Annotated in this window: 18 protein-coding genes; 14 read left to right on the forward strand and 4 right to left on the reverse strand. The window is 36.9% G+C overall.

The window, feature by feature from the left end; all coding sequences use genetic code 11:
* Positions 1-28: 28 nt before the first annotated feature.
* Positions 29-1,132, forward strand: coding sequence for an AI-2E family transporter (locus tag EO244_RS02815; protein WP_206734466.1), 1,104 nt, complete (start codon positions 29-31; stop codon positions 1,130-1,132).
* Positions 1,133-1,199: 67 nt separating this feature from the next.
* On the opposite strand, the gene rmuC is transcribed toward EO244_RS02815, so the two are convergent.
* The 3 genes from rmuC to EO244_RS02830 all read right to left on the reverse strand — a co-directional run bounded on the left by rmuC (position 1,200) and on the right by EO244_RS02830 (position 4,614).
* Positions 1,200-2,570, reverse strand: coding sequence for a DNA recombination protein RmuC (gene rmuC, locus EO244_RS02820; protein WP_129252734.1), 1,371 nt, complete (start codon positions 2,568-2,570; stop codon positions 1,200-1,202).
* A 45-nt stretch (positions 2,571-2,615) separates the two neighbouring features.
* On the reverse strand, positions 2,616-3,386 hold the full coding sequence (locus EO244_RS02825) for a UDP-2,3-diacylglucosamine diphosphatase (RefSeq protein ID WP_129252736.1): 771 nt from the start codon (positions 3,384-3,386) through the stop codon (positions 2,616-2,618).
* 73 nt (positions 3,387-3,459) lie between these two features.
* Positions 3,460-4,614 (reverse strand): TlpA disulfide reductase family protein, encoded by a 1,155-nt coding sequence (locus EO244_RS02830; protein ID WP_129252738.1) that lies wholly within the window; start codon positions 4,612-4,614, stop codon positions 3,460-3,462.
* A 300-nt stretch (positions 4,615-4,914) separates the two neighbouring features.
* On the opposite strand from EO244_RS02830, the gene EO244_RS02835 reads away from it, so the two are divergent.
* The 7 genes from EO244_RS02835 (at position 4,915) to EO244_RS02865 (ending at position 13,317) form a co-directional block, all read left to right on the forward strand.
* Positions 4,915-7,137 (forward strand): APC family permease, encoded by a 2,223-nt coding sequence (locus EO244_RS02835; protein ID WP_129252740.1) that lies wholly within the window; start codon positions 4,915-4,917, stop codon positions 7,135-7,137.
* A 123-nt stretch (positions 7,138-7,260) separates the two neighbouring features.
* Positions 7,261-8,262 carry a bifunctional heptose 7-phosphate kinase/heptose 1-phosphate adenyltransferase gene (locus EO244_RS02840; protein WP_206734467.1) on the forward strand — a complete coding sequence of 334 codons (1,002 nt, stop codon included), beginning with the start codon at positions 7,261-7,263 and terminating at the stop codon, positions 8,260-8,262.
* 237 nt (positions 8,263-8,499) lie between these two features.
* Entirely contained in the window at positions 8,500-9,303 is an 804-nt protein-coding gene (locus EO244_RS02845; protein WP_129252742.1) for a ParA family protein, read from the forward strand.
* A gap of 57 nt (positions 9,304-9,360) precedes the next feature.
* Complete coding sequence (locus EO244_RS02850; RefSeq protein WP_129252744.1) at positions 9,361-10,245, forward strand: ParB/RepB/Spo0J family partition protein; 885 nt, start codon at positions 9,361-9,363, stop codon at positions 10,243-10,245.
* Positions 10,246-10,268: 23 nt separating this feature from the next.
* Positions 10,269-10,922 (forward strand): DUF5683 domain-containing protein, encoded by a 654-nt coding sequence (locus EO244_RS02855; protein WP_129252746.1) that lies wholly within the window; start codon positions 10,269-10,271, stop codon positions 10,920-10,922.
* Between the two features lie 28 nt (positions 10,923-10,950).
* On the forward strand, positions 10,951-11,487 hold the full coding sequence (locus tag EO244_RS02860; RefSeq protein WP_129252748.1) for a hypothetical protein: 537 nt from the start codon (positions 10,951-10,953) through the stop codon (positions 11,485-11,487).
* Positions 11,488-11,616: 129 nt separating this feature from the next.
* Complete coding sequence (locus tag EO244_RS02865; RefSeq protein ID WP_206734468.1) at positions 11,617-13,317, forward strand: lytic transglycosylase domain-containing protein; 1,701 nt, start codon at positions 11,617-11,619, stop codon at positions 13,315-13,317.
* A gap of 73 nt (positions 13,318-13,390) precedes the next feature.
* Here the strand turns inward: EO244_RS02865 and EO244_RS02870 are convergent, their stop codons facing one another.
* Positions 13,391-14,485: a chorismate mutase gene (locus EO244_RS02870; RefSeq protein ID WP_129252750.1), complete on the reverse strand. Its 1,095-nt coding sequence runs from the start codon at positions 14,483-14,485 to the stop codon at positions 13,391-13,393.
* 658 nt (positions 14,486-15,143) lie between these two features.
* Between EO244_RS02870 and EO244_RS02875 the strand changes: the two genes are divergently transcribed.
* The 6 genes from EO244_RS02875 to ccoN all read left to right on the forward strand — a co-directional run bounded on the left by EO244_RS02875 (position 15,144) and on the right by ccoN (position 23,500).
* On the forward strand, positions 15,144-16,079 hold the full coding sequence (locus EO244_RS02875; protein ID WP_129252752.1) for a 4Fe-4S dicluster domain-containing protein: 936 nt from the start codon (positions 15,144-15,146) through the stop codon (positions 16,077-16,079).
* Positions 16,080-16,147: 68 nt separating this feature from the next.
* Positions 16,148-17,488 carry an NrfD/PsrC family molybdoenzyme membrane anchor subunit gene (gene nrfD / locus EO244_RS02880; protein WP_129252753.1) on the forward strand — a complete coding sequence of 447 codons (1,341 nt, stop codon included), beginning with the start codon at positions 16,148-16,150 and terminating at the stop codon, positions 17,486-17,488.
* 14 nt (positions 17,489-17,502) lie between these two features.
* Positions 17,503-18,417, forward strand: coding sequence for a c-type cytochrome (locus EO244_RS02885; protein ID WP_129252755.1), 915 nt, complete (start codon positions 17,503-17,505; stop codon positions 18,415-18,417).
* Between the two features lie 166 nt (positions 18,418-18,583).
* A complete protein-coding gene (locus EO244_RS02890; protein ID WP_129252756.1) occupies positions 18,584-21,073 on the forward strand; it encodes a heavy metal translocating P-type ATPase in 2,490 nt (829 codons plus the stop codon).
* 27 nt (positions 21,074-21,100) lie between these two features.
* A complete protein-coding gene (gene ccoS / locus EO244_RS02895) occupies positions 21,101-21,316 on the forward strand; it encodes a cbb3-type cytochrome oxidase assembly protein CcoS (protein ID WP_129252758.1) in 216 nt (71 codons plus the stop codon).
* 39 nt (positions 21,317-21,355) lie between these two features.
* Positions 21,356-23,500, forward strand: coding sequence for a cytochrome-c oxidase, cbb3-type subunit I (gene ccoN, locus EO244_RS02900; protein ID WP_129252760.1), 2,145 nt, complete (start codon positions 21,356-21,358; stop codon positions 23,498-23,500).
* Positions 23,501-23,563: the final 63 nt, after the last annotated feature.

A 23,563-nucleotide genomic window follows, 5' to 3' on the forward strand; every position in this document is an offset into this window, starting at 1 on the left:
ATATCTTTTACTGTAATATGAACATCCTATGATGAATGGAAAAGGCAAATATTTAATTGCAGCTGTCGGATTGCTATTTTTTTGTTTGATATTTTGGTATTTCAGTGCCATCTTGGCCTATATTGGAATTGCAGTTGTGCTATCATTTATTGGGCGTCCGGTTGTCGATTTTCTCAATAAAGCAACCATTAAGAAACGCACTGTTCCTACCAGTGTTTCTGCCGGTTTGACCTTGGCTTTGCTTTGGTTGGTTATGATTGTTTTCTTCCGAACTTTTATTCCAATGGTTGTGGAGGAGGCCAGACAATTGTCGGATATTGATGTGCAATCGGCCGTTCATAGTTTGGATGAACCTATTCGTAATATAGAAGCTTTTGTCTCCAAATATTCTACTGAGGGAAGCAATTTTAAAATAAAAGCTTTGATTACTGAAAACCTGTCTTCTATTCTTAAATTTTCGGATATATCTTCTGTTTTTGGATCTTTAGCGGGAACAGTTGGAGGTTTGTTTATTGCTTTATTTTCCATTTCGTTTATCACATTTTTCTTTTTGAAGGATAGTAGTCTTTTTGTTGACTCTTTGGTTTTGTTTGTCCCTGAAAAAAATGAAGAAGGAGTTCGCCACGTGTTAGACACAATTAAAAATTTGCTGATGCGTTATTTTGTCGGCTTGTTTTTCGAAGTGATTCTAGTGGGAACAATGGTTACAATTGGTTTGACTATAGTGGGGATGGGATTCAGTCATGCAGTAGTTATTGGTTTGTTTGCCGGACTTATAAATGTGATCCCCTATATTGGTCCGATTATCGGAGCGTTGTTTGGATTGATTATTGGTATTGCAACTAATCTTAACGTCGATTTTTATACTCAGGTTGTTCCGCTTTTAGGTTATACGGCTCTTGTATTTCTAATTGTTCAGTTGATTGATAATATTCTTTTTCAGCCACTCATTTATTCCAATAGTGTCAATGCACATCCATTGGAGATTTTCATTGTGATTCTTTTGGCAGGATCCATGTCGGGTATTTTAGGAATGATGTTAGCGATTCCTGCTTATACAATCTTCCGTGTGATTGCTAAGGAGTTTTTCAATAAATATCGTTTTGTCAGAAAATTGACAGAGAAGATATAGTTTGAAAATAGATATACAAAGAAAGGCTGTTTCGTTTGAAACAGCCTTTCTTTTTATTGCTTTATACTTATTCTACAGCTTTTTCCTCGCTGATTCTATCCAGTAAGGCTTGTGGTAATTTCTTTTTCACCTTAGCTCCAAGTGTGCGAATTTTCTCAGCACGGCCTACCAAATTACCGGTGCCATCGTAAAGCTTTTTCATCGACTCCTGATAGAGCTTTTGAGATCCGTCCATTTGTTTGCCAAGCTTTATTAGATCTTCTACAAAACTTACAAATTTATCGTAAAGAGCGCCACCCTGACGGGCAATCTCCATGACGTTTCTGTTTTGATTTTCCTGTTTCCAAATGGATGAAATGGTGCGTAGCGTTGCCAATAGGGTTGACGGACTAACGACAACGACTTTGTTGTCCCAGGCATAACCGAAAAGTTCCTGATCGGCCTGAACTGCAACAGAAAATGATGATTCAATGGGTACAAACATTAAGACAAAATCAGGCGTGTTTAATGTCTCTGAACTTTGATAGTGTTTCTCTGCCAGTCCTTTGATGTGGCTTTTAAACGAAGCAATATGCTCTTTTTGGAAAGCTTCTCTCTCTTCGTCAGTTGTTGCATTTACAAAACGCTCGTAGGCAATAAGTGATACCTTTGAATCAATAATAATATGTTTTTCTTCCGGTAGACGAATGATCACATCCGGACGAATGGATTGCCCGTTGTCATTCTTCATCACAACTTCTCTGTCGTATTCCTGACCTTTAGTCAATCCTGATCGTTCTAGAATACGTTCAAGAACGACTTCGCCCCAATTGCCTTGCTTTTTCACATCACCTTTTAGAGCCTTAGTCAGGTTGTTGGCTTCATCACTGATTTTTGTATTTAAATCGTAAAGCTTTTTAACTTCTTCGCGCAAGCTGATCTTATCCCGTAACTCTTTATCGTAAGTTTCTTCCACTTTTTTCTCAAAAGAGATCAGTTTTTCCTTTATCGGATTCAAGATTTCATTCATGTTCTTTTGATTTGAACTGCTGAATTCTTTAGAGTTCTCTTTAAGGATTTTATTGGCAATATTTTCAAATTCTGTGGTGAAACGTTTTTGAAGTTCTTCGAGTTCTATTTTCTGAGTTTCGAGTTTTTCTTCAAGGTTTTTACGTTCGGTAGCCGATATCGAAACTGAACGGTTTAATTTCTCGTTTTTGTCTCTCTCAGTTGCAAGTTCTGTCTGCAATTCCTGTTTTTCGGATTGAAGATTAGCGGCTCGTTCTTCAAATCTCAACTTTGATTGATTCAGCTCACTTTTTTCGTTAATAAAGGCATTTTCTTGTTTTAAAAGTTCTTCACGATGAATTGCCTTGGCAAAAGATAATTTTTTCCTTAAAATCAACCAGGCAATTATCATTCCTTTTAAGATTCCGATAGCGAGATATAAAAATTCCATAGAAACGAATTTATTTGAAGTTTATTGAGATGTCGTTTTGTCAAGTTAAAGCTTTGCTTCCGGTTTTTCAAAGTTCTTTAGCTCCATTGATTCACCATCAAAAACCGCATAGGTGAAATGAGATATCCAATCGCCCGTATTGATGTAGCGGGCGTTCTTATCAAGTTGTATGTCCGAAGGCCAGTGGCGATGTCCGAATATGAAATAATCAAAATCTTCATTTTTCAGAATGTCATTGGCAAATAGGACGAGCCATTCTTTGTCGGTACCTCTGAATTGATCGGCTTCAATCTTTCCATCGCTCAGTCGGCTATGTGATGACCATTTGTGCGCTAAACCAATAGCAAAATTGGGATGTAATTTGGCAAATGCCCACTGTAAGAATTTATTGGTGAAAATTTTCTTAAGTATTTTATAGCCTTTGTCGTATGGCCCCAGACCATCTCCGTGTGCCAAAAAGAATTTTTTACCGTAAATCTCAGTTTTTAGAACATCGTGATGAACGATAACTCCAATTTCTTGTGGAAGGTAATCGAACACCCAAATATCATGGTTTCCTGTAAAAAAATGGACTTCAATTCCTGAGTCACAAATTTCAGCCAGGGTGCCCAGAAATCTGGTAAATCCACGGGGGACAGCCTTTCTATATTCAAACCAAAAATCGAAAATATCCCCCATCAGGAAGATTGCTTTCGCATCTTTTTTCACCAGATTGAGCCACTTGACAAACAACTTTTCGCGTTGAAGATTGTTGTTTAAAGCCGGTGCGCCCAAGTGGACATCTGAGGCAAAATATATTCTTTTTCGGGTTGTCATATTTTAGTTAAGCTATCGTGTTGAGTTTGATTGCGATTTAAAATATGCAATCAAACTCAATTATTAATCCATTCTATTTGATGTAATCAGCGATCTTTTCTTCAAGAGCTATGCCGTAAAGATTTTTACCAACAATTTCACCTTTTTGACTGATTAAGTAATTGGCCGGAATTTGTTGAACGTTGAAGTTACGAACAGCTAAACCGCTTCCGTTCTCAATATCGCAAACATTTATCCAGTTCAAACCATCTTCTTTTATAGCAGTTTTCCATAGTTTCTCATCCTGATCAACCGAAACCTGATAGATTTCCAAACCTTTGTTTTTGTATTTCGCATAAATGTTTTTAAGCGTTTTGTTTTGTTTTCTTGAATTTACATCTTGTGAAGCCCAGAAACTTAGGATGATGAATTTTCCATCTAGTGAATTTAAACTCACTTCAGTTCCTTTAGTACTTTTAAGACTAATGTTGGGATAATTTGTCCCCTTTTCTGCGATCATCTCTTTAACCTTTAAATTGGTCAATCTGTCCTGCATTGTTTTTAGATTTGCTAAAATCGCTTTGGTGTATTCGTGTTCAGGATACAAGGCTCTCATCGATGAAGCAACAATTTTTGCATACTTAATATCAGCGTTCTCATTCAATGTATATGTGTCCTTATCAATTTTCTGATAAAGGGCTAAGTAGCTCGAAAGAGAAGTTGCATTTTTCATGATAAAGTTTGCTGAGAAATCTCTTTGATCTTGAATAACTTCGATGTATTTAGCTAATAGGTTCTGAGAAATACTGGAGTAGTTTGGATCTGATTTTTTTTCTTTTAATTCTTTTTTAATGACATCCAGACTATCTTTTGTTTTAATTAATTTGTCATTCAAATCTTTAACAAAGGCAGAGCCTGTCGATCCTGAAACAATATAGGCACTGTTCATATGAGATGCAATCGAGTTGACTTCAACTTCTTCGGTTGGCGTAGTTAAGAGGGTGATAAGTTTTCCATTTGAAAGGCGTAGTAAATAAAATTCAGGTTGTGTCGATTTGGTTTTAAAACTGAATTCACCGTCTTTATCAAGTTTGACCGAGTCAATTGTTTCTTTGCTGGCTGTATGAAGTTTATCTAAATAAAGAGTGATGCCATCACCTTTTTGTATACGCCCTTTTATTTTAACCGTATTTTCCTGATTACAAGCAAACAGTAGGAGTAGAGGAATTGCAAATAATAGTTTTTTCATTTTTATCGTTTTTATGTCTTTTTAATATAACGCATTCTTAATCTGACATTTTAACCTTTAATGCCGATCTGTTTTGGTTATTGGAAAGAGCTATATTGTTAAAAATTCTTTAGTAATAATTAAAGCCGAAAATAGTAATAATTTCCTGTATTTACACTCAAATTTATCGAACAGATTGAGTTTATAAGTATTAATAAATAGAGTTTTGGTAACTAAAAATTGTCATAAAAGATTCGTGTGGCTAAATAATAAAGTTTAATTTTAGTGAGAATCGTGAATGAAAACTTATTTAAAAGACTTATGCAAGAGGCCGTAAATAATAGAAAGTTTGGAACCGCACCCGTTTTTTTTACCGCTATATCAACCATATTGGGAGCTATCTTATTCCTTAGGTTTGGTTATGCAGTAGGAAGTGTCGGTTTTTGGGGCGTGATTTTAATCATTCTGTTGGGGCATATGGTTACGATACCAACTGCTTTTGCGATTTCTGAGCTGGCAACCAATAAGCGGGTTGAGGGAGGTGGAGAATATTTTATTATTTCCCGATCGTTTGGGTTAAATATTGGTGCGACAATTGGATTGGCTCTTTTCTTCTCTCAAGCCATTTCGGTTGCTTTTTATGTAATCGCTTTTACTGAAGCTTTCGAACCTCTTTTTAATTGGGTACAATCCGCTTATAATTTGTCTTTGCCCAGGCAAGTTGTTTCGGTGCCGGCAATGTTACTTTTGTCCGTTTTGATTTTGAAAAAAGGGGCTAATTTAGGCGTTAAAGCACTTTATTTTGTGGTGGCTATTCTTTTCATCTCCTTAGTTTTATTCTTCTCTGGAGATACGGCCTATGCCTTGGCTACTGAATCCGGTCTGTTTAATTTTGAATTTCGAAATTCAGCAGACTTTTATGTGATTTTTGCCATTATTTTTCCGGCTTTTACCGGAATGACTGCGGGTGTTGGGCTTTCCGGAGATTTGAAAAATCCTGCCAAGTCGATTCCCTGGGGAACAACGGCAGCGACTTTTATTGGTATGATTATTTACGTTTTTGTAGTTTATAAGCTGGCGAGATTTGCCAGTGTAGAGGATTTGCTGGGTAATCAATTAATCATGAGTAAAATTGCTATAGGTGGTGCAATTGCTATTCCTTTAGGTTTAGCAGCGTCTACAATTTCTTCGGCATTGGGATCAGTAATGGTGGCTCCGCGCACCTTGCAGGCACTTTCAGTCGATAGATCGTTGCCATCAAAAGGACTGAATAGGTGGTTGGCTAAAGGTCGTCAAAAAGATGGCGAACCCATTAATGCTTCTTTAGTGACCTGTTTGATTGCAATATTCTTTGTTATTCTTGGTGATATTAATGCCGTTGCAGAGGTTATTTCTATGTTTTTTATGGTGACTTATGGATCGCTTTGTTTGATTTCTTTTTTGAATCACTTTGGCTCTTCTCCTAGTTATCGACCTTCGTTTAAGTCAAAGTGGTATTTGTCATTGCTGGGTTTTATCGTTTCAGCTTTAGTCATGTTTAAAATAAATACCATTTATGCTATTCTGGCAATTACGTTAATGGTTCTGATGTATTTGTATATCAACTCTTATCACAAAAATAGGAATGGTTTGGCTTCTATATTCTTAAATTCCTTGTACCAACTGAATAGAAATGTGCAGGTTTTTTTACAAAAATCAGGAAAAAAGCGCGTGCAGGAATGGCGCCCAAGTGCGATTTGTATATCAAAAGATTCTTTTGAACGGGATACAGCGTTTAGGTTATTGAATTGGATTGCTTATAAATATGGTTTTGGAACTTATTTGCATCGAATTGAAGGGTATTACTCGAAGGCTACTCACGAGCAAGCCAAAAAAGAATTGGATTTGTTGGTGAGTCGGTCAGAGAATGTGGGGAATCATGTTTTTGTAGATACCATTATTTCACCGTCTTATACTTCTGCAATAGCGCAAGCCATTCAGTTGCCGGGTGTTGCGGGAATGGAAAATAATATGGTGATTTTTGAATACGACAAAGAAAATACAGAAAACTTAGATGATATTATCGAAAATTATGCCTTAGCCAATGCGGGTAATTTTGATTTTTGTGTTCTTGCTAGTTCTAAAAAACGATTTAAAGTTAAATCGGATATTCACATTTGGATAAAACCCAGTGATGCAGATAATGCGAACCTGATGATTTTGTTGAGTTTTATTATTGCCGGGCATCCCGATTGGAAAAAAGCAGATATTAAAATATTCAATATCTGTAAAGCAGAACAGGCTGAAGAAACAAGAGCGAGTCTTGATGAAATGATTGCTTCGGGGCGCTTGCCAATACGAAGTTCAAATGTTGAAGTTTTGATTGCCCAGGAGGATGTTTCGCCCAAGGTAATGATTAATGAACGCTCGGAACATGCCGGTTTGACACTTATTGGGTTTAGGGGAGATATGGTTAAGCACGAAGGTGCTGCTGCGTTTTTAGGTTACGAAAAATTGGGGCATGTTCTTTTCGTGAATGCGAACTCAAAGAAAGAAATTGGATAGATTTTCTTTCAAATGGGTTCAAACTGGATGAATCTCTTAAAAAAAACTAAAGGCACGTCTTGGCTATTTTTAAAGATTTGAATTTGTTTATCTTTGTTGGGAAAACAAATAAAAATACCGCTTGTGAATAAATCCGAATTGAATCGTATTTTCGAATCCTTCTCCGATTACAATATTCTTATTATAGGTGATGTTATGGTAGATGCTTATGCCTGGGGCAAGGTTGATCGTATTTCACCAGAAGCTCCTGTGCCAATATTTTCATGTTCAAGCCGTGAAAACAGATTGGGAGGTGCAGCCAATGTTGCTTTGAATATCAAATCACTTGGAGCTAATCCCATATTGTGTTCTGTAATTGGTAATGATGCCAGGGGAAAAGATTTTGTTAAACTTTTGTCAGAAATTCAGCAGGAACAATCGGGTATTGTTGTGAGTTCGCATCGAAGAACAACAGTTAAAACCCGATTTATTAGTAACAATCAGCATGTAATTCGTATCGACGAAGAGGATACACATGAGTTGGCTGATGAGACTGAAACGGATTTTATTGAGCATGTTCTGAATATAATAGATAGTCAGAAAATACATGCCATTGTTTTTGAAGATTACGACAAGGGATTGATTACAAAGAAATTGATTGAAACGATTACCGAAAAGGCCAAGCAAATGGCTATCCCTGTTTTGGTTGATCCTAAAAAACGCCATTATTCCGATTACAAAAATGTGACTTTATTTAAACCGAATTTTAAGGAATTCCTTGAAGGATCGAATTTGAGTTTGGAAAAAGGCGATTTTGATGGTTTATTTAGAGCCGCAAAACAATTTCAATCCGAAATGGGCGTTGATAAGTTGTTGATAACATTATCTGAATTAGGTGTTTTCATCAGTAACGAGAATACTTTTGAGCATATTCCTGCAGTTGTCCGAAAAATCGCAGATGTGTCAGGAGCAGGTGATACTGTAATTTCAGTGGCTACACTTTGTTTGACAGCAGGTATGAATGCGGCTGAAATCGCTGCGATTTCGAATTTGGCAGGCGGTCTTGTTTGTGAAATTCCTGTGGTGGTTCCAATCGATAAAGAGCAATTGTTGAGAGAGAGTCTGAAACTTTATTCAGAAAATTAGGGCATTTCAAATTGTTTATAACTTGATGCTTATTTTTAATAAGTCTGAGTGTATCCGGATTTTAAATGTCTTATAAAATATTATCTTTGAAACTATTGAAATTCTGAACTGATAAGACTGGGATGTAAGAGATTATACTTAGTTGAATTTTAGTTCTGTTGTGCTGAAAGTAAGTGTTGTATCTACAATGGAGAGGTGAATCGTATTCGTTATCTCTGAATAAAATGGGAATTGTTTATGGCTAAAATAATCGCTCTTGCAAATCAAAAAGGTGGTGTTGGAAAAACAACAACAGCTATCAATTTAGCATCCAGTCTTGCCGTTTTGGAACATCGTGTTCTTATCGTTGATGCCGATCCACAGGCGAATGCAACATCGGGTTATGGTTTTGATGTTCGTGCTATTGAGAATAGCCTGTATGAGTGTATTGTTGATGGTACTAATCCGCGAGAGGCAATTCTTAAAACAGATATGGAAGGTTTGGATATTCTTCCTTCACATATCGATTTGGTTGGAGCCGAAATTGAGATGTTGAATTTGGCTAATCGTGAAAAAATCCTTTTGAATGTATTGAATACCCTTCGTGATGATTACGATTATATTCTCATCGACTGTTCGCCTTCTTTGGGATTGATCACTGTGAATGCATTAACGGCTGCCGATTCAATTTTAATTCCTGTTCAATGTGAATATTTCGCACTTGAAGGATTAGGGAAACTTTTAAATACAATCAAGATTATTCAGAGTCGATTGAATCCGGAGTTGGAAATCGAAGGTTTCTTGTTAACCATGTATGATAGTCGATTACGTTTATCAAATCAGGTGGTGAGTGAAGTGAAAAAGCATTTTCAGGATATGGTTTTCGAAACCATTATTCAGCGTAATACAAAATTGGGAGAGGCGCCATCTTACGGAAAGCCTGCTATTTTATACGATGCAGAATCTAACGGAGCAATTAATTATTTGAATTTAGCTCGTGAGCTGGTAGAAAATAATGCTGAAGTTGAAGAGCAACAACAGGAGAACGAAATTGAGCAATAAGAAAATGCGATTCGATTGTGATCATATGGTCGAGTTCATATTTTATAATGATATATTATGGTAAAAAAGAGTGCATTAGGTAGAGGTTTAGGTGCTTTAATTGATGATAGAGATGATATTCAAACGCGTTCGTCACGACAGGAGCATGACCTTAGCAACGAAATTGAACTATCTAAAATTGAAGTGAACCCGTTTCAGCCACGAACTCAATTTGATGAGGAGGCATTAAACGAATTGGCAAAATCGATTAAAGAAATTGGTATAGTTCAGCCTATCACTGTTCGAAAACTTAATAGCAATTCATTTCAGCTTATTGCCGGGGAACGTCGATTTAGAGCATCGAAAATTGCGGGTTTAACTAAAATTCCAGCTTACGTTCGTCTTGCCGAAGATGATAAGATGCTTGAAATGGCTTTGGTTGAGAATATTCAGCGTGAAGATCTTGACTCTATTGAAGTTGCCATTTCGTACCAACGTTTGATTGACGAATGCGATTTGACTCAAGAGAGTTTGAGTGATCGTGTTGGGAAAAAACGTTCAACTATTTCAAACTATTTACGTCTGCTAAAACTTCCTGCTGAAATTCAGAAAGGGATTCGTGAAAAACTGATTCTAATGGGACATGCTCGTGCACTTGTTAATGTTGAAAGCATCGAGTCTCAATTGTCGATTTTTAAAATGGCAGTGGATCAGGAACTTTCTGTAAGAAAAATTGAGGAACTGGTTCGCGAAGCGAATAATGGTAGTCCGGTAAAAGAAAAGGCTGGTCCAACTCGTTTGGCTGAAGAATACGAAAGCCTTAAGGAGCATTTATCGAAGCATTTTGATTCTAAAATTGATTTGAAACGCAACGATAAAGGAAAAGGAAAAATTATTATTCCTTTTAAATCTGATGATGATTTGGAGCGCATATTAGGCGTTCTCGACCAGATGAAATCATAACTAAAACTCAAAAAAATACGATTTTGAATAAGTTAAAAACACTTCTTTTATTTGTAGTAGTGTGTTTTGTTGTGCTAATTTCCGGACAAAATGTACAAGCACAAAAAATAGAATCTGATTCTGTTTACACTCCTATTAAAATAAAGGAACATTCGCCACATAAAGCGACAATATACTCGGCTATTTTTCCAGGCTTGGGCCAAATTTATAATCGAAAATACTGGAAACTACCTATCCTTTATGGTGGTATTGGGGTGACCCTTTATGCGATTGGTTGGAATTCCACACAGTACAATGATTATAAGAATGGTTATATCGATTTAACAAAGTATTTGGAATATAAAAATCAGCCCGAAGGAGGAACCATTGAAGAACCCAGTTCTAAACGGTATGAAAAATTAATTGGAGATTTTGATTTTGTGAATTCAACTGCTAGAGAGGATGATTGGTATAAAACAAGACTTAAAAATGGTAAAGACAAGTACAAACACGATAGAGACTTGAGTTATATTATTTTGGTTGGTGTTTATGTGTTGAATATTATCGATGCAACTGTTGATGCTCATTTTACGAATTTTAATATCAACGATGATTTGAGCATGACTGTTCAACCCAAAATGAACTATTCACCTGTTTCAGGTAATACGTTAGGTCTTTCCTGTCGGATTAATTTTTAGTGACATATAATTTCAAAATCTGAAATATATGAGTATAATCTTAAGTCTTTTTTTTCTTGTTATCATGAACTTATCTGTTATTGCTCAGGATAAGTTGATTGTATTGCACCCGGTTGTGGGTGATACAATAGATAAGTATGAACAAAGAAACTTTGTGTTGTTTTCAGATATTCTTGATCAAAATTTTATTTCTGCAACAATCCATTGTGAGAATGCAAAATACGTGATGCATATCAATTCTGTTTTGGGTTTTAAGCTTGTTGATATTAAAGAAGAGGATGTTGTAGAGAATTCGAATCATGTTGATAAGCTTGTCAAATATTTCAAATCTCTTATTGGTAAGAAAGATTCGTTGGATTTTGAAACTACTTCTAGCTTACCTATGAGTGTGCCTGAGATTTTAAATGATGCTCAAAAAAGAAATATTGCAAAAGAGGCGAGAAGGTATTTTGATTTGAATCAGGATGCAGTTCAATTAGGCTTGTCAGGTTTAGATAAGGAGAATTATATTAAAATAAATAGTAAGACTTGGGTCGCTAAGACTTTATTTGAGATTGTAAAATAGTTGAGGATTATACACTTTTTAGAATGAATGGCGCAATAAAATTTGCTAGGATGCGTATAATTAAGAGTGCGTGAGGCACCATTTTTAATTTGAATTCTATTTTGATAATAGAGAAGAAGAAAGAAAAATATGAAATTTAAATATTCCCTTTATTCATTGGCTCTGATTGCAAGCATGGCTTGTTCTACGAGTAAAACTGTTGTAGACAACTCGTCTGCAAATGAAGAAAATCCTGAAATTTTCGCTCAGGAAAGTGAAGTAGAAAATCCGGTTATTGATGAAGAGGATATGACTCCTGCCGTTGAAAAAGACTCTTTGGCTTTTCTGAAAATAAATCCTGTGGATGTTCGTTGGGATCTCAACGATAGTATTCAGCCCGAATTTAAAAGTAATTTGGATAAACTGGTTAATTCGTGGTATGCGCAAAATACGTTTAAAACCAAAGAATATGAGGCGCCTGAAGAAGCTTACGTAAAAGAAAATCTTGCTGATTCGGTTTATATCAAGCGTATAGAATCAATACCTTCTATGTTCGATTTATCGTATAATAAAATTGTACGAAATTATATTGAACTTTATACTCAGCGAAGAAGAAAGCAGGTTGAGATTATGATGGGAATGTCGGAGTATTATTTCCCAATCTTCGAAGAAATTCTCGATAAAGAAGGCTTACCTCTTGAGTTGAAATATCTTCCGATTATTGAATCCGCTCTTAATCCTAAAGCCTTATCCCGAGCGGGTGCGTGTGGTTTGTGGCAGTTTATGTATTCAACCGGTCGAATGTATAAGCTGGAAGTGAACTCCTTTGTTGACGAGCGTCGCGATCCTGTAAAATCGAGTTATGCTGCGGCTAAATTTTTAAAGGATTTGTATAAGATGTATGGCAATTGGCCATTGGTGATTGCTGCCTACAATTGCGGTCCGGGTAATGTGAATAAAGCTATTCGCCGAAGCGGTGGAAAAAAGAACTATTGGGATATTTATTACCGATTACCTAAAGAAACGAGGGGTTATGTGCCTGCTTTTATTGCGGCATTGTATTCGTTCAATTTTCATGAAGAACATGGCCTGTATCCTCGTCCTAATCAATTTCCTGAGGTTTGCGATACATTGATGATACAGGAGCAATTGCATTTTGATCAGATTGCTCAGTTTACAAAGGTTTCGAAAGATAAATTGCGTGAGTTAAATCCACAGTATCGTGCTGATATCATTCCGGCTCTAAATAAGTCCTATTCTTTGAAAGTTCCTTTCGAAGCAGCAATGGAATTTATCGATAATCAGGATTCAATAACTTCATATAAGAAGGATTATTATTTCAATCTAAAAGATAAGGTTGTTAATCCACGTGACAGATATCAGAAATTTGCTCATGTTGCTCCTACAGGAAAAACAAAGATTTATTATAAGGTAAGATCTGGTGATGCTGTTGGTTTGATTGCATCGTGGTTTCATGTCAGACCTTCAGATCTAAGATATTGGAACAATATCAGAAGAAATATGATTCGTGTTGGGCAGAATTTGGCGGTGTATGTTCCAAAGTCTAAGGCTGAATTTTACAGATCCTTTAACTCGATGTCAAAAGGGCAGAAGCAGGCTACTTTAGGAAAAAACTATGTCGCCAGAACCAATTCAGTAAACAGTGTTCGCGAAACAAGTTCGGCTAGTGGTGATTACGTTTATTATACGGTTCGTAAGAATGATAATTTTTGGACTATTGCTAAGAAATTTCCCGGCGTATCGAATTATGATATCATGAGAATTAATAATATCAAGGATGCCCGTAGTTTAAAAGTTGGACAGAAATTAAAGATTAAACTGAGAAGTTAATCTTTTAAGATATTAAAAAAGAAAAGCCATTAGATCTATGATCTAATGGCTTTTTCTGTATAGTAGTGTTCGCTTATTTTTTGTCATTCATCACATCGTTCTGAATCAGGATAGCTTCTTTGTGAATCATTCTAAGCAGTTGGGTTAGGAATTTTTCTGAAAGCCCCAATGACTTCCCAAGTTCAATTCCCTGTTCTCTCACTTTCTCCCAACGTTTAAGTTGAAGGATATTCAGATTCTTTTCAGATTTGTATTCGCCTATTTCACTTACAGTGTGCATTCTTTGCGCCAGCAATTCAATTAGCTGTGTATCTATTGAGTCAATTTGGTTGCGATACTGCTCAAGTGGGTTATAATCGTCTCCATCTTTAATACTTAATCGGCAAATCAGGCTGTTGAGTATTGTGTTTAGTTCGGATGGAATGAGTTGTTGTTCCATATCGCTCAGCGCTTCTTCAGGATTATAATGACTTTCTATCATCAAACCATCCATATTTAAATCCAAAGCTTTTTGAGAAATCTGCTGAATGTATCTTCGGTCACCTGCAATATGACTTGGGTCACAAATCATAGGAAGGTTGTGGAATCTTGACTTTAACTCAATTGGAATTTCCCATTTAGGGATGTTTCTAAGACTTGTTTGTTCAAAAGGGTAAAATCCCCTGTGAATGGCTGCAAGTTTGCTAATACCCGCTTTATTGATTCTCTCGAGTGCTCCAATCCAAAGGTTGATGTCAGGATTTAGAGGGTTCTTAATCATGACCGGTACATTCATACCTTGTAAAGCACTGGCAAGCTCTTGAATCGAAAATGGATTTGAAGTTGTTCTGGCTCCTATCCATAGGATATCAACATTGTGACGAAGGCACATCTCCACATGTTTTGGAGAAGCGACTTCAACAGTTGTTAATAAACCTGTTTCAAGTTTTACCTGATTTAGCCAATGTAACGCATCATCACCTCTGCCTTCGAAAGTGTTGGGACGAGTACGAGGTTTCCATATACCGGCTCTAAAAATCTTAACCTGGTCAATTTCCTTTAACTGACGAGCTGTATTTAAGACCTGTTCTTCAGATTCAGCACTGCAAGGCCCACTGATAATAATAGGTCGGCTGTCTAATTTTTTAAACCACTCATTAATGGGTTTTAAATTATTTAATTCGTTCATAGTCTTAAGTTAAGCCAAATGTATAAAGTTATCTTCGGCTGAAAGATTCGCACAAAATTACGCTTTTAATTCTTTTATGGAAATTCTTAACCCAATCAATCGATTAATGTCTTGTATAACATGATGAACTTCTGCGACAATTTGACATAGTAGATAAGATGTTATGTTTTTGGGCTATTTAAACTGTTTTGACAGATCTATGATAGATTCCTTTGATGAGCTGTTTAGAAAAATCGATAAAGCTTTTTGTCCTAGATTGATAGCTTCCTTATTAAGCTGTTTTGTCTCGTAATTGGCTGATAATTAAGAGTACAGGATCTTTTTGGATTAAATCTGGATAATTGGTGCTGAAGCTTAAATTACTCGTTTTATTCATTGTGTAAATGATGTAATATTCATATAGATAGGCTTTTGGGTTGTTGTTTTAGATCATAATATATAGTGTTGAGTTAAGAAAATGCTTATCGTTTTGAATGTTAAAAAATCTGAAAATATTTTTATCTTTGAATGTTCTGCAAACGGTTTCATTCTTATTTAAGCCTGGTTTTTAGGACGTTAATATTAATGTATAAAGTGTAGGAATACACATTTTGTAAATTCGATATAGATGATCAGAATTTGATTTTTATCATATCGAGACTGAGCAAATTCTTGAGATATGACACAAAAAACTTCCGACAAGAGTAGACGAAATTTTCTGAAAAGTTTTGGAGTTACAGTTGGCGCAGCAGGGGTTGTAAGTAGTTTTTCACTATTAGGTGCCGCAAAAGCAGCTGCCAAAGAACCTGAGGAAATGGTCAATTTGCTGACTGCAGATGGACAACTGGTTCAGGTTGACAAAAATCAACTCCGTCCAACCGTTACTGAACCTCTTAACGAACTGCAAAAAAGAGGTCGAGAGGGAATCGCAGGAAAATCATTTGTAATGGTAATCGATTTGAGTAAATGTAGAAATGCACGTAAGTGTATGGATGCTTGTCAAAATCACCATCAGCTGAGAGCTGATCAGCACCATATTAATGTGTTGCAAATGCAGGATTCAGAGCATACCGCTCCGTATTTTATGCCGAAACCTTGTCAGCATTGTGATAATCCACCTTGTACAAAAGTTTGTCCGGTGGATGCAACATTTAAACGCCAGGATGGTATTGTGTTGATTGATAATGAGCGTTGTATCGGTTGTCGTTTTTGTATTGCAGCTTGTCCATATTCTGCACGTATTTTCCAGTGGACAGAACCTAAAGATTCTGAAAAATACAAAGATCTCACTTACAATATAGAAGCCAATGTCCCACAGAAAAAGGGTACCGTAAGTAAATGTTTGTTTAGTGCCGATCGTCTTCGTGAAGATAAGTTACCATCATGTGTGTCTTCTTGTCCTAATGGTGTTTATTATTTTGGTGACAGAAACGAGGATGCTGTTACAAACGGAACAACGGGTGTGACTGTTCGTTTTTCTAAATTGATTGAGGAAAATGCCGGTTACACGCTAATGAAAGAATTAGGGACAAAACCCCGAGTGTATTATTTACCACCCAAAGACAGAGCTTTCAAATTCAATGGTGATTTGTTAAATGAGGAAAATCTTCATTAATCTAACTTAGAAATACACCATCACGATTATATTTAAAGATGTAATATTCATAGAAAATCATTTTACTTATGAATGACAATACAAAACCGAAAGAAACAACACTTTCGTTTGAGAAAATAAAACAAGATGTTCTTCGTCCCATGCAAACTCACAGAGGACTGGAGTTATGGATCGTTTTTTTAATTGCTGTTATTGCCGTTTGTGGTTGGGCGTATTACGTGCAGCTTCGCGATGGTTTAGGCGTAACCGGCATGCGGGATTACGTCTCATGGGGTTTATATATTGCGAATTTCGTATTTTTTGTTGCCGTGAGTTTGGTTGGGATGTTAATCTCGTCAATATTAGGTTTGCTCAAGGTTGATTGGATTGCACCCATTTCCAGGATAGCAGAGATTATTGCTGTTGCGTTTGTGGCAGTAGCGGGATTGGTTATTGTATTAGATATGGGACGTCCCGATCGTTTACTTAATGTTTTTATCCACGGTCGATTTCAATCGCCTATCTTATGGGATGTTACTGTCGTTACCACATATCTGGTTATTAGTTTACTACTGCTGATTCTGCCCATGATTCCTGATTTGGCTATCTGTAAAAAAGAAATGACGAATGCATCACCTCTTTTAAAGAAAGTATACAGCATTCTATCTTTTGGTTATACCAATACGCCACAACAGCACAAACACCTTCACAGGATGGTTCGAACCCTGATGGTTTTAATTGTACCAGTTGGTTTGGCTATTCACACGGTGACTTCCTGGTTATTTGCTGCAACTTTACGTAATGGTTGGGATACAACAATTTTCGGTCCCTATTTCGTTGCCGGGGCCTTTGTAGCAGGTGCCGCTGGTCTTGTAATTGCTATGTATTTCTTTAGAGTGAATTATAAATTACAAGATTACCTTACCGATTTGCATTTTGATAAAATGGGGAAATTGATGGTAGCCGTTTGTTTAGTCTACATCTATTTTAATGTCAATGAGTTTTTGGTTCCCGGTTATAAGATGAAATCAGGTGATAACACCCATTTGAAGGAATTATTTTTAGGATCATGGGCTATTATGTTTTGGGCTTCGCAATTATTGGGGAATATTATCCCGGTTATTTTAATGGTAAATAAGCGTTTTCGTAAGCCTTTGCCACTTATGATTATTTCGTTGTTTGTACTTGCAAGTGCATGGTTTAAGCGTTATGTGATAGTGATTCCTACTATGTTACACCCACATCTTCCTATCCAGAATGTGCCTGATAATTTTAAGCATTATTTCCCAACTCCAATTGAAATAGCAATTATTGTTCTGAGTTTTGCCTTGGCCTTGTTGATTATGACCGTATTGGCTAAAATCTTCCCGGTTGTGCCGATTTGTGAAATTGCCGAGAAAGAGGGAATTGATTATAAAATTGAAGATTAATAAATCACGAAATAATGAAGAATACATTCAATATATTAGCGACAATTATTCTTGTACTATCTTTATCAGCAACTGTTTGTGCTGAAGGTTGGGATGTACCTGCTTCAGTAAAAAAGAAACAGAATCCATACGAACTGACAAAGAGAAATATCAGTAGCGGGAAAAAAATATTTCAAACCACTTGTAAATCCTGTCATGGTGATCCGGGAAAAGGGAATATGTTGCCATTGCAACCCCCTCCAACCGATTTGGGTTCCCAAAATTTTCTCGTTCAGACCGATGGTGAAATCTTTCACAAGATTAGAACCGGAAAGGGAGCTATGCCAACTTTCGAAAAAACTTTGAGTGATGAGAGTAAATGGATGGTTATTGCCTATTTGCGTTCATTAGATAAAATGAAAAGGGAAGCTGTTGTGACAAAGGCTGTTGTGAATCCTGAGGTTACTGATGTTAAAATTGATATTGATGTTGACTCAGAACACAAAAAACTGATTGCAGAACTAACAGGCTTGAAAAAAGATGGGAAACGTGTTGGTTTGGAAGGAATCGAATTGAGTTTTCTGGTGAAAAGAGCATTTGGTCAACTGGATATTTCAGGTGAAGAGGCTTATACGAATGAAAAGGGACAATTGATTGTTCAATTTCCTACTGATTTACCGGGAGACAGAGAAGGACAAGCAAATTTGCTTGTTAAAATCACGGATGAAGATAATTATGGCCCAATTGAGGAGAAACGTGTCGTTTCTATTGCTGTACCAACCAATCCTAAAAATATCCTTAGCGAAAGAGCCATGTGGGGAACCCGTGCCAATGCTCCTATTTGGATTATTGCTACTTATGTTTTGGGTGTTATCGGAATTTGGGGCGTTATTTTTCTGATTTTGTTTCAGCTTTTTCAGTTGTCTAAAATGCGCGTAAAATCAAAATAAGATTTACTGTTCTTTGTCGGTTTTATTTTTCCTGGGACCAAAACCCAGTTTGTAGAGTAAATAGCCGATTCCAAATAGAAAATGAGCAAGAGTAATGCCCGCAATAATATAAATTAGAGTTGAATCTGAGAACATTGTTTGATATTAAGACTAACAAGTCTGCAATATGACGAAAATACCTGAAGATACAAAAAATCAAGCCTGCATTCACTGTGGTGATGATTGTGGTAAACATCCTGTTATTTGGGATGGAAAGCCCTTTTGTTGTTCGGGTTGTTCCACTGTATTTCAACTTTTGAACGAGAACGAGCTGTGTTCGTATTACAATATTGAATCGACTCCGGGTATTAAAATTGAAGAAGGAAAGTTTAAAGAGAAGTTTGCTTTTCTGGATGAAGATGAGATTGCCAGTCAATTGTATGAATTCTCCGAAGATTCAATACGTAAGGTGAGTTTATACACGCCGGGCATTCATTGTAGTTCTTGTATTTGGTTGCTCGAACATCTTCATGTGCTGAATAAAGCTGTACTGAAATCAACGGTTAATTTCGTTAAAAAAGAAGTTGCTGTGACTTTTGATTCAAGCGAGTTAAGTCTGCGCCAGTTAGCCGAACTTTTGGCATCTATCCATTACGTCCCTGAAATTACATTGGATAACTTACAGGAAAAAAAGAATCAGGATGCCAATAAAAAGCTACTCTATAAAATAGGTGTGGCGGGATTTGGTTTTGGGAACATTATGCTTTTAAGTCTTCCTGAATACGTGCCTGGATCAGAATATTTAGAGACGCATTTCAAATCCTTTTTTGGAATGATGAATTTTCTACTCGTTTTACCCGTCTTATTTTATAGTGGAAGTGATTATATTCTTTCTGCATACAAAGGATTAAAGCATAAGTTTATCAATATTGATGTGCCCATTTCTTTGGGGATTATTACTCTTTTTATCCAATCGTGTTTTGAAATATTTACACGCACTGGCTCCGGTTATATGGACTCACTGACGGGGTTAATTTTTTTCTTGCTGATTGGGAAGTGGTATCAAAGTAAAAGTTATCAGGCTTTGTCATTCGAACGTGATTACCGATCCTATTTTCCTGTAGCTGTTAGCAAAATTGTTGATGGCAATGAAGAAAGCACTCAAATTAATAAGTTGAAAAAAGGGGATTTGATTCTGATTCGAAATCAGGAGTTGATACCTGCTGATGCCATCTTAACCAAAGGAGAGGCTTTAATTGATTATAGCTTTGTTACGGGTGAATCACGCTCTGTTTCAAAAAGAGTGGGCGACCACTTGTTTGCGGGAGGTAAACAGGTAGGTGGTGCCATTGAAATGTGTATAGAAAAAGAGGTTGTTCAATCGCGATTAACGCAGTTGTGGAATCAGTCTGAAGAGAAAGAAATTTATTTTTCAAAATTGAATTCTTTAATTGATCAGATCAGTAAATACTTTACTCTGACCATAATTGCTATTGGTGCTTTAGCTGGTTTGTATTGGCTCTTGCATGATCCATCAAAAGCGGTATTTGCATTTACATCCGTTTTAATCGTGGCTTGTCCTTGTGCACTGGCACTTTCGTCTCCCTTTGCATTGGGGAATACCATGCGAATGCTGGGGCGTTTAGGGATTTATCTGAAAGGGGCTGATATTGTAGAAGCGCTGAGTGGTGTTGATACAATTGTTTTTGATAAAACGGGAACGATTACTCAGGCTGATGCCGTGAATGTTAAATTTGAAGGAGATGCTTTAACAATTGAGGATTATAATGCCGTTAAGTCGCTGGTTCGTCATTCTTCACATGTATTGAGTACAATACTTTATGAGCATTTAAAAGCTTATGCATCAGAAAAGGTCATCGATTTTAAGGAATCGGTTTCTCTGGGGATATCAGGGGATGTTGAAGGTCGCCAGGTTAAAATTGGTTCAGCCAGTTTTGTTTCTGATGCTAAAGTTGAAAAGGCATCTGCTTCAACAGAGGTTTTTGTTTCTTTTGACGGAAAGGTAAAAGGGCGCTTCGTTTTAAGCAATCAGTACCGAGCAGGTTTAAAGGAGATGATAACATCTTTGTCATCGGATTACGAGCTTCATGTTCTTTCAGGTGATAACGATGCGGAGAAAGCAAACTTGCAGCAAATTTTCCCTGAAAACTCAAATCTCTTATTCAATCAATCGCCCCGGAATAAATTGGAATATATACAAGCACTTAAAAGTGAGGGGAAGAGAATCTTAATGATTGGTGATGGACTAAATGATGCCGGAGCATTAAAAGTGAGTGATGTTGGCATATCCATTGCCGATGATATTTATCATTTTTCACCCGCTTGTGATGCCATACTTAAGGCTTCAAAATTTCAGGAGTTGAAACGATTTTTGAAAATATCGAAACAGAGTTTAAGGGTTGTTAAACTGAGTTTTCTACTATCTTTTTCCTATAATATATTTGGTTTATTCTTTGCAGTTCAGGGGCTTTTGTCTCCGATAGTAGCTGCATTGCTGATGCCAATTAGCTCCATATCGGTTGTGGCTTTTGCAAGTTTTACAACCAGTTATTTAGCAAAAAGTAAGAATGAAAAATTGATCGCAGATAAAAAGAATGGCTTTAATGAAGTTGAGATGCTAAGAAAAGAACGTGATAGTCTTGTTGAGACGATTTAATTATATAGAGATAAAAAAAATAAAAACTTGAGTGTAATATTTGTTTTAATAGCGGTGAGTATGGTTGTTGCAGGAGGCTTCTTGATAGGCTTTTTGTGGGCTGTAAGAAAGGGACAATATGACGATCACTATTCGCCCTCAGTCAGAATTCTATTCGACGACGAAGAACTCAAAGATCAGAAAGAAATAGAAACTAAAAATACAGAAGGGCCTGAAACTGAATCAAAAGTTTCAGAAAACTAAAAAAGAATTCATTCGTAAATTTATTAAGCTATAACATACATGGAAACACAACATTTTTCGTACGATAACAAAATCGTCAAATATTTTGCTTACGCCACAATACTGTGGGGTGTGGTCGGGATGTTGGTCGGTCTTTTGGCTGCTTTACAATTGGCGTTCCCCATTTTCAATTTTAAGTTGGCTTACACAACTTTTGGGCGAATCAGACCAATTCATACCAACGCAGTGATTTTTGCCTTTGTGGGTAATGGAATTTTTGCTGCAGTTTATTATTCGCTTCAGCGTCTGTTAAAGGCTCGTATGTTTAGCGATAAATTGAGTTGGGTCCATTTTTGGGGGTGGCAGGCTATTATCGTATCTGCAGCTATAACCTTTGTGCTGGGGATCACAACCAGTAAAGAGTATGCCGAATTGGAATGGCCTATTGATATTGCGATTACAATTATTTGGGTTGTGTTTGGCTGGAATATGTTCGGAACCATACTCCGACGCCGAGCCGATCATCTGTATGTCTCCATTTGGTTTTATATCGCAACCTTTGTCACTGTTGCTGTACTTCATATTGGTAACTCTATTGAGATCCCATATAGCTGGTTACATTCTTATCCGGTTTATGCTGGTGTACAGGATGCACTGGTTCAGTGGTGGTATGGTCATAATGCCGTTGCGTTTTTCCTGACAACGCCCTATTTGGGATTGATGTATTACTTTTTGCCTAAGGCGGCTAATCGTCCGGTTTATTCGTATCGATTATCCATTATTCACTTTTGGGCATTGGTCTTCCTATATATTTGGGCAGGGCCTCACCACTTGCTTTATACGGCTCTTCCTGACTGGGCACAGTCGTTGGGTGTTGTTTTTTCTATCATGCTGATTGCGCCATCATGGGGTGGTATGTTCAACGGATTATTGACATTGAGAGGAGCCTGGGATAAGGTTCGCGATAATGCCACTTTAAAATTCATGGTTGTTGCGGTAACCGCTTATGGTATGTCAACATTTGAAGGACCAATGATGTCGTTGAAATGGGTGAACTCATTAACCCATTATACCGATTGGAATATTGCTCACGTTCACATTGGTGCTTTGGGATGGAATGGTTTCTTAACCTTTGGTATGTTGTATTACCTTTTCCCTAAAATGTGGAAAACCAAGTTATATTCTGAGAAATTAGCAAATGCCCACTTTTGGATTGGGACTTTAGGGATTATATTCTACGCTTTGCCTTTGTACTGGGGAGCTATCGTTCAAACTCTAATGTGGAAAGAATTTACTCCTGATGGTCTATTAGCTTATCCTAACTTTTTGGAGACGATCACACAGATATTACCCATGTATCATGTTCGAATTCTGGGAGGACTTCTTTACTTCGTAGGTTTATTCCTGATGGTTTATAACCTGTTGAAAACAGCCGCATCGGGTAAATGTGCTGATAACGAAGAGGCTTCTGCTCCTGCTCTTGTGACTTCTTCAAAACGTGCACGAGGTGAAGGATTGCATCGTTGGTTAGAGCGTCGACCAGTTCAGTTTATGGTTTTGGCTACAATAGCCATTCTTATTGGGGGTGCTTTCGAGATTATCCCAACCTATTTGGTGAAATCGAATATTCCAACCATTGAAAGTGTGAAACCTTACACTCCTCTTGAATTGGAAGGGCGTGATATTTATATTCGTGAAGGTTGTAATACCTGTCATACGCAAATGATCCGTCCATTCAGATCGGAAACCGAGCGATATGGAGAATATTCAAAAGCTGGTGAACTGGTATACAATCATCCACACCTTTGGGGTTCGAAACGTACAGGTCCGGATTTGGCTCGTGAAGGTGTTCCGGGTGGTAAAATGTATAAAACAAATGTATGGCATTATAATCATTTGCTCGATCCTCAGAAGATGAATGCTCAATCGATTATGCCGGCTTATCCTTGGTTGATTAAGGATGATTTGGATACGTCGAATACTTCGGCTAAAATTCGTGCGATGATTAAATTGGGTGTTCCATATGATAAGGCGCCATATCCTGCTAATTATGATCTTGTCGCTCATGACGACATGAAAAAACAGGCCGAAGAAATTTCAGCTGACTTAAAGAAAAATGGCGTTGAAGTAGCTAGTGAGAAAGAGATTATTGCTGTGATTGCATATCTGCAGAGACTGGGACGCGATATTTCAGTGAAAGAATAAATTCAAGCCAATAAGGATAAAGGGGAAAGTAGATCTAGTTTACTTTAACCTTTTCCTTTAAAC

Origin of the sequence: Ancylomarina salipaludis, from assembly GCF_004122035.1 — a bacterium.
GTDB lineage: Bacteria > Bacteroidota > Bacteroidia > Bacteroidales > Marinifilaceae > Ancylomarina > Ancylomarina salipaludis.